Consider the following 14,018-nt stretch of genomic DNA (forward strand, 5'->3'; position numbering starts at 1 on the left):
GTCAGTCGCGTGGGTGACAGCTACGACAGCCGTGACCTACGGACGGACAGACAGGAGGCACCCACCGTGTCGATCAACGGAAGGCGCGTACTCGTCCTCACGACGAACTACGGGACCGAGCAGGACGAGCTGAAGAAGCCCGTGGCCGCTCTGCGGGAGGCGGGCGCCGAGGTCACCGTGGCCGCGAGCAAGGACGAACCCGTCGTGACGCTCGTCTCGGACCAGCACCCCGGTGACAAGGTCCGACCGGACACGACGATCGGCGAGGTGTCGGCGGACGGGTACGACGCGGTGGTCGTACCGGGTGGGACCGTCAACGCCGACTCGTTGCGGACGGACCAGAAGGCGCAGCAGCTGGTCACGGCGTTCGCGACGGACGGCAAGATCGTCGCGGCGATCTGCCACGGACCGTGGCTGCTGATCGACAGCGGGATCGTCGCCGACCGGGAGCTCACCTCCTACCCGTCGGTCAGCACCGACCTCGTGAACGCGGGCGGGACCTGGCGGGACCGCGAGGTCGTCGTCGACACCTCCGGCGGATTCCCGCTCATCACCTCGCGCAAGCCCGACGATCTCGAACCGTTCTCGGACGCGATCATCGAGGCCCTCGCCCGGACGGAGTCCCGAGCCGCGGCGTGAGGCACGCAGGGGCGCCCCGACCGCCGACGGGAAGGCGGTCGGGGCGCCCAGGGGGCGTCCGGTCAGGCCGTCGAGCGTCCGGTCAGTCGAGCCAGATCTCCCGGACCGGGGCCAGCGGATCGCGCTCCACGCGCGACTCCTCGTCCCAGAGCATGGTGGCGCGGTCGCCGGCCGTGTAGCGCGGCCAGGACGAGCCGGGGTCCTGGTCCCGTACGAAGGCGACCCAGGCGCCGTGCATCGCGTCGGCGAGTGCGCGGGGCGGCGCCTCGCCGGCGGCGGCGATGACACCTTCGGCGTCCAGGAGGTCGAACGCGTACGGCAGGTCCAGACAGTGGAACGCGGTGCCGTCGACGGGTGACGCCCATCGGAACTCGTAGAGCCAGGTGGGCCGTTCGCGTGCGGCGCGTGCCTCCGCGACGGCGAGCGAGGGTGCGCGGAAGGTGGCGTCCGTGAGGGCCTGCCCGAAGAGCGTGTCCGGCTTTCCCGCGGCGTACGCGGTGGTGAAGGCCTCGACGCGGTCCGCGGCGAGCCCGAGCGAGCCGAGGAGGAGGGGCACCGGCGGGCCGTCGGGGCCGGGTGCGGGGAAGGCGTTGAACTCGTGCGCCGTGAAGCCCAGCATGAGCGGTACGTCGGCGCCCGCCTGCCCGGTCGTCAGGGCGTCGAGGACGGGTTCCGGGATCAGCTCGCCGTCGGCGAAGGGCGCCAGGGAGAGCAGGGGCGGGAGGCCCGCACGGTCCGGGCCGGGTGCGCCCGTCCGGTCCTGGAGGTCGAGGAGTTCGTCGTCTCCGAGGTCGCGGAGCGCGGCGGCGGTGGCGGGGACGCCCGTACGGGCCGTGAACAGCCGGGACACGGCGCGGGCGACCTCGGGACCGTCGGGGCGCATGACCGCCCCGGAGACGGAGAGCGCACCCCGGAAGAGGCCCCGGGCGGCGGGAACGGCGAGCAGGGTCTGGACGGCGCCGCCGCCCGCCGACTGGCCGGCGACGGTGACCTTGGCGGGGTCGCCGCCGAAGCGGGCGATGTTGTCGCGGACCCAGGTGAGGGCGGCGATCCAGTCGCGTACGCCTCGGTTGTCGGGGGCGTCGTCGAGGTGGAGGAAGCCCTCGATGCCGAGGCGGTAGCCGAGGGAGACCAGGACGACGCCGTCCCGGTTGAAGGCCGACCCGTCGTACCAGGGGCTGGCCGCCGAACCCGCCACGTAACCGCCGCCGTGGATCCAGACGAGCACCGGAAGCCCGGCCCCGGGATCGGCGTCCGGCGTGAAGACGTTGAGGTTGAGGACGCCGGCGCCCGGGACGGAGGGCTCCGGGATCGTGGTGACGTCGGCGAAGGGACGGCGCTGGGCGGTCGGCCCGTACGCGGTGGCGTCCAGGGGTTCGGTCCACGGCTCCGGCGGCACGGGCGCGGCGAAACGGAGGTCGCCGACGGGCGGTCGCGCGTACGGGATGCCGAGGAAGCGGAGACTCCCGTCGGCCCGGCGCTCCCCGCGCACGGGGCCGCGGGTGGTGGTGACGGTGGTGACGGTCATGGGAGCAGCGTCCGGCCGATGATCAGCCGCGTCAACGCCTGGAGCGCAAAGGTGACACGAGTCACTTACACGTGTCACCTAGGGAGGGGAAGCTGTGTCGCGAGGGTGGACGGCGTTCCGACTGGAGTCCGGCCGACCGGGGTACGACTGACTCGAGGGCAGGGGAGGTCGCGCATGGGGGGACTGCACGCCGGGACGGCAATCGGGATCGTGGCGGTCGCCGCCGGGATCGGCCTCATGGCGCTCGGCGTCGCCCGCCAGGGCCGCGCGGCGCGGCCGTGGGCCCCCGCACGGACGTGGGCGGCCGGGGAGCGCGCGCGCTGGCGGGTCCTGCGCAGGGCGGCCGGTCTGGCGATCGCGACGGCTCGCGGGGCGGCGGGCGCCGGGGAGCCGGCGATCGTCACGGTCTCGGACGTCCTGCGCCTGGCCGACGAACACTTCCACCACCCTGGCGCGGACCCCCGTCTCGCGGCCGCCGCCCTCCGCCACGAGTACGAACGGGGAGCCTGCGCCCGGGACTGCATGACGGACGCCTTCGGCTGAGGGGCGCGGGCGGCCGCGCGGGGCGGTGTCACGCGGCCCGCGCGACGCTTCCTCCGGACGACCGGGCGCGCACGCGCGGGGAGTTCGGCTGCGGGGGCACCGTCGTCCTGATGTGTGGCACCGCCCTGGCGGTGTGCGCCCGGCGTGCTCGATCATGACCGGATGGACGCTCGATTCCTCGGCATCGCCGAACTGACCGAAGCCCCGTCCGTCGCGGTCGTGGTGGACGTGATGCGTGCTTTCACGGTGGCCGGCTGGGTCTTCGCCCAGGGGGCGGAGAAGATCGTGCTGGCGGGCTCGCTGGACGAGGCCCTGGCGCTCAAGGCCCGCCATCCGGAGTGGGTGGCGCTCAAGGACGGTGCGCCCGCGCCCGGGTTCGACCTGGTCAACTCGCCGGGCCTGCTGCGGTCGGTCGACCTCGGCGGCCGGACCGTGGTGCAGAAGACCACGGCGGGGACGGTCGGCGCCCTCGCGGTCAGGGAGGCGTCGCTGGTGCTGTGCGCCGGCTTCGTGGTGGCGGAGGCGACGGCCCGGGCCCTGCGGACGGACGGGTGCGACAGCGTGACGTTCGTGGTCACGGGCGAGGACGGGCAGGCCGAGGAGGATCTGGCGTGCGCCCAGTACATCGCCCGGCGGGCCGTCGAAACCGGGACGGACGCGGCCGAGTACCTCCGCCGCGCGGGCGAGTCGCGCGCGGCGACCGAGCTGACGGAGGGGGTCCGGCAGGGCGCTCATCCGGATGACGTCGCACTCTGCCTGGAGCTCGACCGGTTCCCCTTCGCCATGGTCGCGGGACTGGAGGACGCGCTCATGGTCCTGCGGCCGCGCGCCGTACCGGGACCGAGCGACGCGGCCTCGCCCTGATCGGCGGTGTGACGTCCGGCGCCCGCACGCCACCCGGCACCCGGTTCTCCGGCTCCCGGTCGGTCCCCGGCCCCCGGCTCTGGGCTCCGGCCCCCGGCTCTGGGCTCCGGCTCCTGGCTCCCGGCTCCTGGCTCTTCGCGGACGATCGGTGCAGCGGAGCCCGGCGGGGCCACGATCGGCTCACGACGCTCCGGGGGCGGCCTGGTCCTGGGCCAGGTCTGTCGGGACGGGGGTCGCCTGGTGGTAGTACAGGCGCCAGGCTCCGTCGGCGTCGCGGCGCCAGAGGGAGCTGCGCAGGGCGTGGCGGCCCTCGATGTGCGTCGCGTACGTCAGGTGGACCAGGTCGGGGGCGAGGAGGGCGCCGGCCATGCCGGAGAGTTCGTAGCGCGGTCCGTCCTCGGTGCCGCCCTGCATCGCGGGCAGTGCGGCGAGCATCTCCTCGTACGTCCAGCGGCGTCCGGACGCGCCGACCTCCACGAACTCGGGGTCGAGGAGTTCCTCGGCGAGCGTGCGTGAGGAGCGCACCGAGGGTTCCGTCAGGCGCAGTTCGGCAGCGATCACCTCGGCGATCCGGGCCGCGGCGGACGCGGCGCGCACCTCGCCCGTCTCACGGCTCTCGGGTTCCGCGCGAGCGAACGGGTCGCGCTCGCCACCCGCCTTCACAGGGCGATCCAGTAGCGGCGCTTGAGTCCGATCTCCGTGTCGCGGACGTCCTCCAGGACGCCGCCGTTGCGTTCGATCGCGCGGGCGGAGGCGATGTTGTCCTCGTCGCAGGTCACCAGGACGCGGTCCATGCCGAGGGCGCGGGCCTCGGGGAGGACCGCGCCCAGGGCCCAGGTGGCGAGGCCCCGGCGGCGCGCGGACGGGCGGATGCTGTAGCCGATGTGGCCGGCCGCGCGCAGCAGGAAGTCGTTGAGCCGGTGGCGCAGGTCGATCGCGCCGACGTACGCCCCGTCCTCGACGATCCACCAGTGAGTGGCGTGCACCCGGCCGCCGCTCAACGCCTTTGTCGTGTCCGCCTGTTCGCACAGTCTGCCGACCCACGAGGCGAAGACCTCGGGGATCGCGAGGGCCTCCTCCCCGGCCAGCCCTATGCCCGCGCCCGACTGGCGCGAGCCGGGGTTCCACTCGGCGTGCGCTTCGAGCCAGGAACGATGAAGGCGGGTGGTGGGGACGACCAGTTCAGGCATCTGGCGACGATAACAGGCCAATGGCCCCCTTGATCAGGGCGTTTCCCGCCGCCGTCCGGGGTGACGCGGCCCCGAGGGAGCGGCCGGGAGCGCTACTCGCCCGTCACGCCGTCCACGCGTTCCCGCAGCAGGTCCGCGTGGCCGTTGTGTCGGGCGTACTCCTCGATCATGTGGGCGAGGACATAGCGCAGCGAGTACGCCTCCTCCCCCAGGTGCCCGCAGACGTCCAGGCCGCCGGCCGCGTCCACGACCGCGCGCGCCCGGCCACACTCCTCGCGCCAGACCGCGAACGCCTCCGCGACTCCGGCCTCGTCGAGGTCGTCGACGTCGAAGTCGGCCCACTCCGTGGAACCGGCCGGGGTCCACGGGCTACGGCTGTTCTCTCCGTTCATCACATTGCGGAACCAACCACGCTCCACCTCCGCGGCGTGCCGCACGAGCCCCACCAGCGAGAGTCCCGACGGGGCCACGGCCCGGTGCTTGAGCTGCTCGGTGGTGAGCCCCGCGCACTTCATCGCCAGGGTGTCGCGCTGGAACTGGAGCATGGTGGTGAGCGTCGTCCGCTCGTCCGCCGTGCGCGGCGGCGGGATGCGGTGATCTTCGTCCATCCGGCCATGATCGCGGGGCATCGCCGAATGCGACCAGCGATTTCCGCCTCCCCGGGGCCAGGCGCGCCGCGGCGGGGTGCGGGCACTCCCTGTAGTCGGCGTGCCGCGTCGGCGGCCTCGGCTCAGGTGCCGGGGCGGACCGCGTAGTCGCCGAAGCCGACCCAGTCAAGGGCCACGCACGGCTCGTCGCCGAGGACCCAGGCGTCGTGGCCCGGTTCGACGGTGAAGAAGTCGCCGGGGCCCACTTCGAGGGACTCGCCGTCGTCCATCACGATCTTCATGCGGCCGCCGACGACATACCCGGCGTGCGCGGCCTGGCAGCTGTCCGTACCGGCGATGGGCTTGATGTGCTTGCTCCACTGCCAGCCGGGTTCGAAGACCGCCCGGCCGACCGGGCCGCGCTCCGTGGTGATCAGGTCCAGCCGACCCTTGGCGTCTTCGAACGGGCGGGTCTCGTCCGCCGAGTCGAAGCTTCTGGAGACGATTCCGGTCATGATCCTCCGCCTTCCCGGCGGTGTGAGGTGCGCTCCCCGAGTCCACTTCCAGGCTACGCCGAACGCCGTTCACCGGCGGCTCCGTTGCCCGGGGCCGGACCGACCACCCGGATCACCATGCCCCGTCGCGTGATCCTCATTGAACGTTCATCGAGCGATCCCCCGTGATTGGCGGATCCACGCTAGGGAGCGTCCTGATTTCTGTGGGGATCCGATATCGGACAGACCTACACATAAAGCCTAGATAAGCGCACAATGAAACCGCGGCACATCGCCGCACGCGCGATCAGACGTGCAGGACGCCAGAAGGAGGCGAGTCGTATGTCTGACGTCTCTCACCGTCCCGGTGATATCAGGGGACACCCCGACGCGACAGAAATGCGGGAACGCTACTCGCAAATACTCCAGACACGAGGTGTCGCGGCGGTCGAGGAACTCGTGATCCTCGCCGGTATCTACGCCGCGGTCTCCGGGTGGGTGGTTCACTTCTCGGCCGCCAGGCCGGAACTTGCCCTCAGCAACCTGGTCACCGGCATCGCCCTCGCGGTCCTCGGCCTCTGCATGTCGATGGCCCCGGAGCGGTCCCAGGACCTGAACTTCGTCGTCCTGGCGCTCGGCGTATGGCTGATCCTCTCCCCCTGGGTGGTCGCCACCACCGATGCCGGAACTGGCGCGATCATGAGCAACGTCATCACCGGCGCATGCGTCTGCCTCTTCGCCCTCACGGCGGGCGGACTGCTCATGAGCAAGACCAGAAAAACGTGACGAAGCGCTGATCCTCTCTCATAACGGCGCCGCGTCCCTGGTCGGGATGGGGCGCCGTCGCCGCGCCACAGGCGCAAATCCAGACACACCGCCCCCCAACGTCCCGCCTCAGGTAACGAATTGACCCTCGGCGTTTCGGCCACATAAGTTCTGCGTAAGCTTGCTCCACAGGGACAGGCTCCCTCGCATTTCCCAGTCCTTGGGGGGACTTAGTGAACTGGTACCTCGACGTTCTCAAGAAGTACGCGGTATTCAACGGCCGTGCGCGCCGCCAGGAATACTGGATGTTCATGCTGTTCAACATCATCGCGCTGATCATCGTCGCGGTCATCGACATGGCGATCGGCACGTACCCGCTGCTGTACGCCGTCTACGCGCTGGCCGTGTTCCTGCCCGGCCTCGGCGTCACGATCCGACGCCTGCACGACACCGGCCGCTCGGGCTGGTGGATCCTGATCAACCTGGTCCCGCTGGTCGGCGGCATCATCCTGATCGTGTTCCTCGCCACCGAGGGCAACCAGACCGACAACAGCTACGGCCCGAACCCGAAGCTCGCGCCCGCGTACTGAGCTCGCACGTGACGAAGCCCCCGAAGGAAGGTTCCTTCGGGGGCTTCGCCCGTTCCTGACGCCCAACCGGCGCCGTAGGCCCAGTGACGGTTCGTAGCAATCACCGGTGACGCCTTGTGCACGATGGCGCACGACCCGCCTCCTCCCCCGCGCCTAGCCTCGCCGCAACGGCGCGAAACCGAACGAACGAGGGCGGTACCGGTGAACTGGCTCATCCACGACTACCGCGAGAGCGATCTCGCCGCAGTGGTCCACCTGATCGACACCACGGCCGAGCTCGGCCAGGAATCCGTCTTCTCCGTGGCCGAGTGCATCAGTGCCCTCACCTCCCGCCAGCCGGCGGTCGTCGCCGTCCACCAGGGCGTCCCCATCGGGGCCGCGCTCGCCTCCGTCTCCGGGGAACGGGCCTGGGTGATGCGGGTCGCCATCTCCTCCGCCTGGCGAGGCCGCGGCCTCGCCAGCGCCCTCCTGGTCGAGCTGGAGCGGCGGCTGGTCGCGGCGCGCGTCGGCCGGATCGCGTACGTCCTGCCCGAGGAGGAGCTGCTCGGCGAGGGCCTCCTCAACGCCGGATACACCCGGCAGCCCGCCGTCGCGTACTTCGAGAAGGTCGAACCGCTGCACGGTCCCGCCGCGAGCCTTCTCGACGACCTCGGCGGCCGGCTGCTGCCGGGCGACCTGTGGGCCAAGGTCGCCGGCATGGAGCGGGAGAAGGACCTGATCGAACGGCGGGTGGTCCTCCCCCTCGCCGAGCCGGAGCGCGCCGCGCGGCACGGCGTGCGGCCGCCGCGCGCGGTGGGCCTCTTCGGTCCACCGGGGACCGGCAAGACGACGTTCGCGCGCGGCATCGCCTCCCGACTCGGCTGGCCGTTCGTGGAGATCCTGCCGTCCCGGCTCGCCGACGAGGGCAATCTGGCGGCCGCGCTGCGCGCCGCGTTCGCCCGGATCGCCGAGCTGGAGCGGGTCCTGGTCTTCATCGACGAGGTGGAGGAGATCGCCCCGGTCCGCCAGGAGCCCGCGCAGCCCGGCGGCATGCACGGCGTGACCAACGAACTCCTCAAGCTGATCCCGGGTTTCCGCGAGCGGGACGAGCGGCTGCTCGTCTGCGCCACGAACTCGATCCGCTCCCTCGATCCGGCCTTCCTGCGCCCGGGCCGCTTCGACTACCTCATCCCGATCGGCACGCCCGACAAGGCGGCCCGCACCGCGATCTGGGGGCGCTACACCGAGGGGCGCCCCGACGTCGACATCGACGAACTGGTGGCGGCGAGCGACCTGTTCACACCGGCCGACATCGAGCACGCCGCGCGGATCGCCGCGCAGAACTCCTTCGAACGCGATCTGATCTCCGTCGGCCCCCGTTCCGCCGCCGACGAACGGCTGCCCGGCGCGACGACGGCGGACTATCTGGAGGCCATCGGCCAGTGCCGGCCGACCGTCACGTCGGAGATGATCACGCAGTTCGAATCGGACATCACCACGCACGCCCGCTTCTGACCCGCCCCGGCCGTCGGCACCCCCGCCCGGCCGCCGACCCACCCCCGGCCCTCCCCGGCCCTCCCGCGGCCCTCCGCCGATCCACCCGCCCACCGGCGCGCGCGGTGCGGGCCGACTGTCAGTGGCTCTCCCTATCGTGGTCATGAACGTTCCGGACGACTCCGGGACCTCGTGGACCACGACAGGGGGTGCCGGCCGATGGAGCGGTACGAGGGGCTCGAGATCATGACCGTCGAGGAGACGGCGGAGCTGGAGGCGTGGCTGGAGGCCCATCATGCGGACACGCCCGGGATCTGGCTGAGGATCGCGAAGAAGGACAAGGGCGGCGCGTCCCTCACCAATCCGGAGATCCTCGACTGCATGCTCTGCTTCGGCTGGATCGACGCCACGCGCAGAGGCGGGGACCAGGCGTACTACCACCAGAAGTACACCCCGCGCCGGTCCCGCAGCCTCTGGTCGCGGGTGAACGTCCGCAAGATCGAGGCACTCACGGCCGCGGGGCGGATGCGCGAGCCTGGCCTCGCCCAGGTGCGGGCCGCGCAGGCGGACGGCCGGTGGGCCGCCGCGTACCCCTCGCAGGCGGAGGCCACCGTGCCGGAGGACCTGGCCGCGGCCCTGGCGGCCGACGGGCGGGCGCGGGCCTTCTACGAGGGGCTCGGGAAGACCGATCAGTATCTGGTGATCATGCGCTTGTGGCAGGCCCGCACGCCGAAGGGCCGGGCCCAGCGCCTGGAGCGGATGGTGGCCAGGCTGGCGGCGGGCGAGAAGGTCACCTGACGGCCGGGGGCGTGGCCGGCCCCTGGGAACGGCCGGCGGCGCGTCGGTAGAGCACCTGATGGGCGTCGTGCTCGACGAAGGAGGAGACATGGGTCATGCCGACGGCTTCGAGGAGCCGTCGGGAGCGGTGGTTCGCCTCCTGGGTCAGCGCGACGACGCTCGGCGTGCCCGGGAGCGTGGCGTCGAGGACGGCGGCGACGGCCTCACGCGCGTAGCCGTGCCCCCAGTGCTCGGGCAGGAACTGGTAGGAGACCTCGGTCTCGCCGTCCCGCGCCCCGGGCTCCACCGTCACGAGCCCCAGCAGGACCCCGTCGGCCGCGCGCACCACCGCGTGCACCCCGGGCGCTCCGACGACCCGCTGCTGCCGGATCCGTACGACCTGCTCGCTGACCGGCCCGCCCAGGTGCCGCCGCACCTCGGGATCGGTCCACAGCCGGGTGACGGCCGGCACGTCGGCCGCGCGCACGGGCCGTAGCGACAACCGCTCGGTGGTCAGGTCGCCGCGCGACGCGGCGGAAGGGGTGGCCTGCATACGTACGATCATCGCAGCCCCGCTGCCCGTCCCTGGCGGCGCCGGGCCGCTGGGCCGCCCGTCGGCGGGGGCGGTCCCACCGTGGGCGGGGGCGGTCTGGCGTCGGCGCACCGGCCTAGGGCGCCTGCCCTAGGCCCGGACGGCGGCCCGGCCCGACCATGGTCCGATGACGCTCCCGGTGGCGCGCGCCTAACGTCGTTCTCATGCGAATCGGACTTCTCGGTACGGGACATGTGGCACGGGCGCTCGCGGCGGGCTGGGCCCGTGCGGGCCACGACATCGTCCTCGGGTCACGGCGCCCGCAGGACACGGATCTCCTCACGGAACTGAAGGAGCTGCTCGACGCCGGAGTACGGGTCGGGTCCCCGTCCGCCGCCGCCGCGCACGCGGAGGTGCTGGTGAACGCGACCCCGGGGACGGCGTCGGTGCCCCTCCTCGAATCGATCGGCGCACCGGCGCTGGCGGGGAAGGTGCTGCTGGACATCGCCGTCGGCTACCAGGAGGACGACACCCTCTCGCACCCGGAGGTGAGTCTCGGGGAAGAGATCCAGCGGGCCTTCCCCCGGACACCGGTGGTCAAGACGCTCTGCACGGTCGACAGTGTCGTGATGGTCGCGCCGGGGTCTCTGGAGGGGCCGAGCACGGTCTTCCTGTCCGGCGACGACGCGGACGCCAAGCGGACGGTGAGCGGGTTGCTCGCCGATCTCGGCTGGCCCCAGGGGTCGGTACTCGACCTCGGGGGCATCGTGACCGCACGCGGACAGGAGCACTTCGCCCTGCTCTTCATCGGCATCGCACGGGCGACCGGCTCGTTCGGTTTCGGGATCCGCGTGGTGCCGCCCGCCGCTCCCTAGGGCTCAGCCCATACGGCGCTGCAGGGCGGCGAGGGCGCCGGCCCTGCGGCCCGGGACCCGGCGGCGCAGCGCCACCAGGGCGTTGCCCAACTCGCGGCCGCGGACGGGGTCCTCGATCCGCTCCCATTGGTGGTGGGCGCGGTCCACGGCGCCTTCGACATCCGGGTCCTGCGGGCTCTGGCCCAGCCCGAGCCGGGCCCGTGCCGCCCCGATCCACAACTCGCAGCTGCGGGCGGGTTCTCCGGCGAGCCGGGCCAGGTCGGCGCGGACCTCCATCCAGTGCACGGCCTCCGGCGATCGGGCCCCGAACCGCCGCAGAGCCACCTGTTCCCAGGCCACGGCGACGGCGACGGCCTCCCCGTGCCGCCCGGCACGCGCGGCGTCGAGGATCGCGGGGTGGGGGTCGGCGTCGTGTGCCGCGGGCGCGGTCTCCGTGAGCCGAACGACCTGATCCACGGCGGCGGTCGCCCGCCCGTGCTCGGGCTGGGGCTCAGGAACACGCTGGGGCTCAGGAACCGACGCCGACACCGACACCGGCATCGGCGCGGGTACGGGCGTCGGTGCGGGTACCGCCACCGGCACCGCGACCCGCACCGCCACCGGTGCGGGGACGACAGCTCGCACGGGAGTCGACGCGACGGCACCCGCCGGAAAACCGTCCCCGCCCGGGGCCCCAGCCCCCGGCGTCAGGTCCAGGGCCTCGCCCGGCCCCGACCGCTCCATCGCCTCCGCGTGGAGGTGTGCGAGCGGCGGACGGGCGCCCGTGCGCCAGACCGTGGCGTAGTGCCGGAGGTAGTCCGGTGCCGCCGGGGCGCCACCCCGGCGCGGGGCGGGGGCGACCCGCCCGTGCAGCCGGATGCCGGGCCCGAGGGAGAGCAGGCCCGGGGCGGCGCCGAGGCGCGCCCAGAGTTCGGCGTCGGCGACCAGGTCCGCCACCACCGTCGTCGTGCCCGCCCGCCGTACCGCCAGCTCCGCCGCGAGCCAGTGCCACGGCAGTCCGGTGTAGCGCAGCGTCGTCGGGGTGCTGCGCGCCAGCGCCAGGTGCGGCAGGTGTTGCCGGCGGTCCACCTGGAGCTGGCCCGCGAGATAGAGGGCCAGCGGACCGGGCGCGGCGGCGGCGGACCGGAGCCGTGTCAGGACGGTCTGCGGGTCGAGGGGGTCCGCGAGTTCGACGACCGTCGCCAGCGGCGTGCCGGTCAGCGCGCCCGGCGACACCGCCGCCAGCGCGGGCAGGACGGACGCCGCGTCCACCGCCCGTCCGCGCCCGGCCGGCGCCGCCGCGAGCAGCACCGCCGTCCCCACCATGTCCAGGTCGTTCACCACAGGTGCACCGTAACCTTCCTACCGCCCCTCGCCGTTACCACCCCGATGGCCGATAATCGGCGGGCCGCAGGCATGTGCCAGAAGCACCACCGTATCGAGTGTTGCCAAATCCCTTACGGGCCGTCTCAGCCTGTGCAACAGTTTTGTCCGGGCCTCGTTCCACCGCTCGCCCGCGCCGCGCCTGTATCGGAGTACGACATGCCGTCCCCTCTCTACGCGGACCGTCCGGCCCAGCCTCCGGAGCCCGGCACCGTGGACGCGCTGATCTCGCAGACCCGCCGACTGCGCGGTGACGTGGACGCCGTTCGCCGGGACGCCGTACTGGACGAGGACGACCCGAGGAACCGCTGGCAGCGCGCCCTCTGCGATCTCGCCGTGCACCAACTCGACGACCTGGGCGCGCACTTGGGTCAGCTGAAGGCCGGCGTCCCGGACGAGGCGGCGCTCTCCGCCGCTGCCGGCCCGGTCCAGGCCGACGACGACGTCGAGCCCGCGTCCGACCCCGGCGCCGCGTACGGCGGCGTCGCGCCGGCGCACACCGGCTCCCTCCTCAGCCGCGTCGGCAGCGCCGAGTGGAACCTGCTGAACGACGAGGTCAGTTGGTCCGAGGAGCTGTACCAGATCTTCGGGCGGAACCCCGACAGCGGCCCGATGTCGCTGGACGAGCTGCCGTCGATGGTCTTCGCCGAGGACCAGTCCCTGCTGCAGGCGATGGTGACGGACTGTCTGATCGACGGGAAGCCGATCGACGGCGAGTTCCGGGTCGTGCGCACGGACGGCCGGGTCCGCACGCTCCACATGATGGGCGAGCCGGTCCTCGACTCCGACGGCTGCACGGCCTCGATGTGGGCCGTCCTGCGCGACGTCAGCGAGCTGCGCCGCAGCGAGCGCGCGGTCCGCGAGTCGCGTGACAGCCTCCAGCGCCGCCGGCACATCGAGCGCACCGAGCGCCGGGTCGCCGTCGAGCTCCAGGAGGCCGTGCTGCCTCCGTGGCGCGGCTCGCTGAGCTTCGCCCACGGCGGCCCTGGCGCCCCGCTGGACGTGGCGGGCCACTACCTCCCGGCCGCCACCACCGGACTCATCGGCGGTGACTGGTACGACGCGCTGGCCCTTCCCGACGGCGACGCGCTCCTGACCGTCGGCGACCTCACCGGCCACGGGGTCTCCGCGACCTCCTCCATGGCCATGCTCCTGGGCGCGCTGCGCGGCATGGCGGTCGCAGGCATCCGCCCCGGCGCCCTGATGGGCCATCTCAACCAGCTGCTGGAGTCCTCGGTCCAGCCGGCGCTCGGCAGCGCGATGTGCTGCCGGTACGAGCCGGCCAGCCAGACCCTCTCCTGGGCGCAGGCCGGCCACCCCGCCCCGCTGCTCTTCCGCGACGGGACGGGGCACGCCCTGAAGCGGCCGGCCGGTGTGCTCCTCGGAGCGACGACCGGGGCCGCGTACGAGGAGGCCGCCGTCCGGCTGCTCCCCGGGGATCTGCTGGTGCTGCACACGGACGGGCTGACCCGCCGCGGCGGCCTGGACGACACGGGTACGCAGCGGCTGCTCGCCCTGGCTCCTCGGCTGGCGGGGGCGCGTGACGCGCAGGACTGCGTGCGGTCGGTGGTGGAGGTGTTCGGCGAGGCGCCGCGCGAGGACGACGCCTGCGTGATGGTGGTCCGCGTCGGCCACTAGGAGGACGGACCGGCAGAGGCCGGTGTGCCCTGTCTCGTACGCCAGTTCTCGCACGGACAGTTCACGGACGGGCGGTTCTCGCACGGCCAGTTCGCGCACGGGCGGTTCGCGCACGCACGGCGGCGGATAGCCGCCGCCCTCCCCCACCGCCGGCCGACGCC

The 14,018-nt window shown here is 73.0% G+C and carries 16 protein-coding genes; 9 read left to right on the forward strand and 7 right to left on the reverse strand.

Annotation, left to right across the window (positions count from 1 at the left end; genetic code table 11):
• The first annotated feature begins 66 nt into the window (after window positions 1-66).
• Window positions 67-639: a type 1 glutamine amidotransferase domain-containing protein gene (locus ACIPPS_RS12800; RefSeq protein ID WP_401430267.1), complete on the forward strand. Its 573-nt coding sequence runs from the start codon at window positions 67-69 to the stop codon at window positions 637-639.
• A gap of 82 nt (window positions 640-721) precedes the next feature.
• On the opposite strand, the gene ACIPPS_RS12805 is transcribed toward ACIPPS_RS12800, so the two are convergent.
• The gene (locus ACIPPS_RS12805) at window positions 722-2,167 is read right to left on the reverse strand and encodes a carboxylesterase/lipase family protein (RefSeq protein WP_401430269.1); all 1,446 of its coding nucleotides are present in this window, start codon (window positions 2,165-2,167) and stop codon (window positions 722-724) included.
• Window positions 2,168-2,341: 174 nt separating this feature from the next.
• Here ACIPPS_RS12805 and ACIPPS_RS12810 point away from each other — a divergent pair, with 174 nt between their 5' ends.
• Complete coding sequence (locus ACIPPS_RS12810) at window positions 2,342-2,710, forward strand: hypothetical protein (protein ID WP_401430271.1); 369 nt, start codon at window positions 2,342-2,344, stop codon at window positions 2,708-2,710.
• Between the two features lie 162 nt (window positions 2,711-2,872).
• Window positions 2,873-3,574: a 2-phosphosulfolactate phosphatase gene (locus ACIPPS_RS12815; RefSeq protein WP_401430273.1), complete on the forward strand. Its 702-nt coding sequence runs from the start codon at window positions 2,873-2,875 to the stop codon at window positions 3,572-3,574.
• 180 nt (window positions 3,575-3,754) lie between these two features.
• Here ACIPPS_RS12815 and ACIPPS_RS12820 read toward each other — a convergent pair whose 3' ends face one another.
• From ACIPPS_RS12820 to ACIPPS_RS12835, 4 genes are all read right to left on the reverse strand, one after another.
• On the reverse strand, window positions 3,755-4,171 hold the full coding sequence (locus ACIPPS_RS12820) for a DUF4440 domain-containing protein (protein ID WP_401431389.1): 417 nt from the start codon (window positions 4,169-4,171) through the stop codon (window positions 3,755-3,757).
• Between the two features lie 62 nt (window positions 4,172-4,233).
• Complete coding sequence (locus ACIPPS_RS12825; RefSeq protein WP_401430275.1) at window positions 4,234-4,764, reverse strand: GNAT family N-acetyltransferase; 531 nt, start codon at window positions 4,762-4,764, stop codon at window positions 4,234-4,236.
• 92 nt (window positions 4,765-4,856) lie between these two features.
• Window positions 4,857-5,372, reverse strand: coding sequence for a DinB family protein (locus ACIPPS_RS12830; protein WP_401430277.1), 516 nt, complete (start codon window positions 5,370-5,372; stop codon window positions 4,857-4,859).
• Between the two features lie 122 nt (window positions 5,373-5,494).
• Window positions 5,495-5,866: a cupin domain-containing protein gene (locus tag ACIPPS_RS12835; protein ID WP_401430279.1), complete on the reverse strand. Its 372-nt coding sequence runs from the start codon at window positions 5,864-5,866 to the stop codon at window positions 5,495-5,497.
• A gap of 321 nt (window positions 5,867-6,187) precedes the next feature.
• Between ACIPPS_RS12835 and ACIPPS_RS12840 the strand changes: the two genes are divergently transcribed.
• From ACIPPS_RS12840 to ACIPPS_RS12855, 4 genes are all read left to right on the forward strand, one after another.
• Window positions 6,188-6,631 carry an SPW repeat protein gene (locus tag ACIPPS_RS12840; protein WP_401430281.1) on the forward strand — a complete coding sequence of 148 codons (444 nt, stop codon included), beginning with the start codon at window positions 6,188-6,190 and terminating at the stop codon, window positions 6,629-6,631.
• Window positions 6,632-6,843: 212 nt separating this feature from the next.
• On the forward strand, window positions 6,844-7,200 hold the full coding sequence (locus tag ACIPPS_RS12845) for a DUF805 domain-containing protein (protein WP_401430283.1): 357 nt from the start codon (window positions 6,844-6,846) through the stop codon (window positions 7,198-7,200).
• 201 nt (window positions 7,201-7,401) lie between these two features.
• Complete coding sequence (locus tag ACIPPS_RS12850; RefSeq protein WP_401430285.1) at window positions 7,402-8,694, forward strand: ATP-binding protein; 1,293 nt, start codon at window positions 7,402-7,404, stop codon at window positions 8,692-8,694.
• Between the two features lie 198 nt (window positions 8,695-8,892).
• On the forward strand, window positions 8,893-9,471 hold the full coding sequence (locus ACIPPS_RS12855) for a YdeI family protein (RefSeq protein WP_401430287.1): 579 nt from the start codon (window positions 8,893-8,895) through the stop codon (window positions 9,469-9,471).
• Here ACIPPS_RS12855 and ACIPPS_RS12860 read toward each other — a convergent pair.
• Window positions 9,464-10,003, reverse strand: a complete 540-nt coding sequence (locus ACIPPS_RS12860; protein ID WP_401430289.1) for a GNAT family N-acetyltransferase — start codon at window positions 10,001-10,003, stop codon at window positions 9,464-9,466. The genes ACIPPS_RS12855 and ACIPPS_RS12860 overlap by 8 nt on opposite strands.
• Window positions 10,004-10,206: 203 nt before the next feature.
• Between ACIPPS_RS12860 and ACIPPS_RS12865 the strand changes: the two genes are divergently transcribed.
• Complete coding sequence (locus ACIPPS_RS12865) at window positions 10,207-10,857, forward strand: NADPH-dependent F420 reductase (protein ID WP_401430291.1); 651 nt, start codon at window positions 10,207-10,209, stop codon at window positions 10,855-10,857.
• Window positions 10,858-10,860: 3 nt separating this feature from the next.
• On the opposite strand, the gene ACIPPS_RS12870 is transcribed toward ACIPPS_RS12865, so the two are convergent.
• Complete coding sequence (locus tag ACIPPS_RS12870) at window positions 10,861-12,180, reverse strand: hypothetical protein (RefSeq protein WP_401430293.1); 1,320 nt, start codon at window positions 12,178-12,180, stop codon at window positions 10,861-10,863.
• Between the two features lie 198 nt (window positions 12,181-12,378).
• Here ACIPPS_RS12870 and ACIPPS_RS12875 point away from each other — a divergent pair, with 198 nt between their 5' ends.
• Window positions 12,379-13,857 (forward strand): PP2C family protein-serine/threonine phosphatase, encoded by a 1,479-nt coding sequence (locus tag ACIPPS_RS12875; RefSeq protein ID WP_401430295.1) that lies wholly within the window; start codon window positions 12,379-12,381, stop codon window positions 13,855-13,857.
• Window positions 13,858-14,018: the final 161 nt, after the last annotated feature.

The sequence above is a fragment of the Streptomyces sp. NPDC090127 genome (assembly GCF_044746945.1).
In the GTDB taxonomy this organism is placed as follows: Bacteria; Actinomycetota; Actinomycetes; order Streptomycetales; family Streptomycetaceae; genus Streptomyces.

What these genes read in the sequence shown, in the direction of transcription:
- ACIPPS_RS12805 (WP_401430269.1), bottom strand. Translation starts at nt 2,167, where the DNA reads ATGACCGTCACCACCGTCACCACCACCCGCGGCCCCGTGCGCGGGGAG.
- ACIPPS_RS12810 (WP_401430271.1), top strand. Translation starts at nt 2,342, where the DNA reads ATGGGGGGACTGCACGCCGGGACGGCAATCGGGATCGTGGCGGTCGCC.
- ACIPPS_RS12815 (WP_401430273.1), top strand. Translation starts at nt 2,873, where the DNA reads ATGGACGCTCGATTCCTCGGCATCGCCGAACTGACCGAAGCCCCGTCC.
- ACIPPS_RS12825 (WP_401430275.1), bottom strand. Translation starts at nt 4,764, where the DNA reads ATGCCTGAACTGGTCGTCCCCACCACCCGCCTTCATCGTTCCTGGCTC.
- ACIPPS_RS12830 (WP_401430277.1), bottom strand. Translation starts at nt 5,372, where the DNA reads ATGGACGAAGATCACCGCATCCCGCCGCCGCGCACGGCGGACGAGCGG.
- ACIPPS_RS12835 (WP_401430279.1), bottom strand. Translation starts at nt 5,866, where the DNA reads ATGACCGGAATCGTCTCCAGAAGCTTCGACTCGGCGGACGAGACCCGC.
- ACIPPS_RS12840 (WP_401430281.1), top strand. Translation starts at nt 6,188, where the DNA reads ATGTCTGACGTCTCTCACCGTCCCGGTGATATCAGGGGACACCCCGAC.
- ACIPPS_RS12855 (WP_401430287.1), top strand. Translation starts at nt 8,893, where the DNA reads ATGGAGCGGTACGAGGGGCTCGAGATCATGACCGTCGAGGAGACGGCG.
- ACIPPS_RS12860 (WP_401430289.1), bottom strand. Translation starts at nt 10,003, where the DNA reads ATGCAGGCCACCCCTTCCGCCGCGTCGCGCGGCGACCTGACCACCGAG.
- ACIPPS_RS12865 (WP_401430291.1), top strand. Translation starts at nt 10,207, where the DNA reads ATGCGAATCGGACTTCTCGGTACGGGACATGTGGCACGGGCGCTCGCG.
- ACIPPS_RS12875 (WP_401430295.1), top strand. Translation starts at nt 12,379, where the DNA reads ATGCCGTCCCCTCTCTACGCGGACCGTCCGGCCCAGCCTCCGGAGCCC.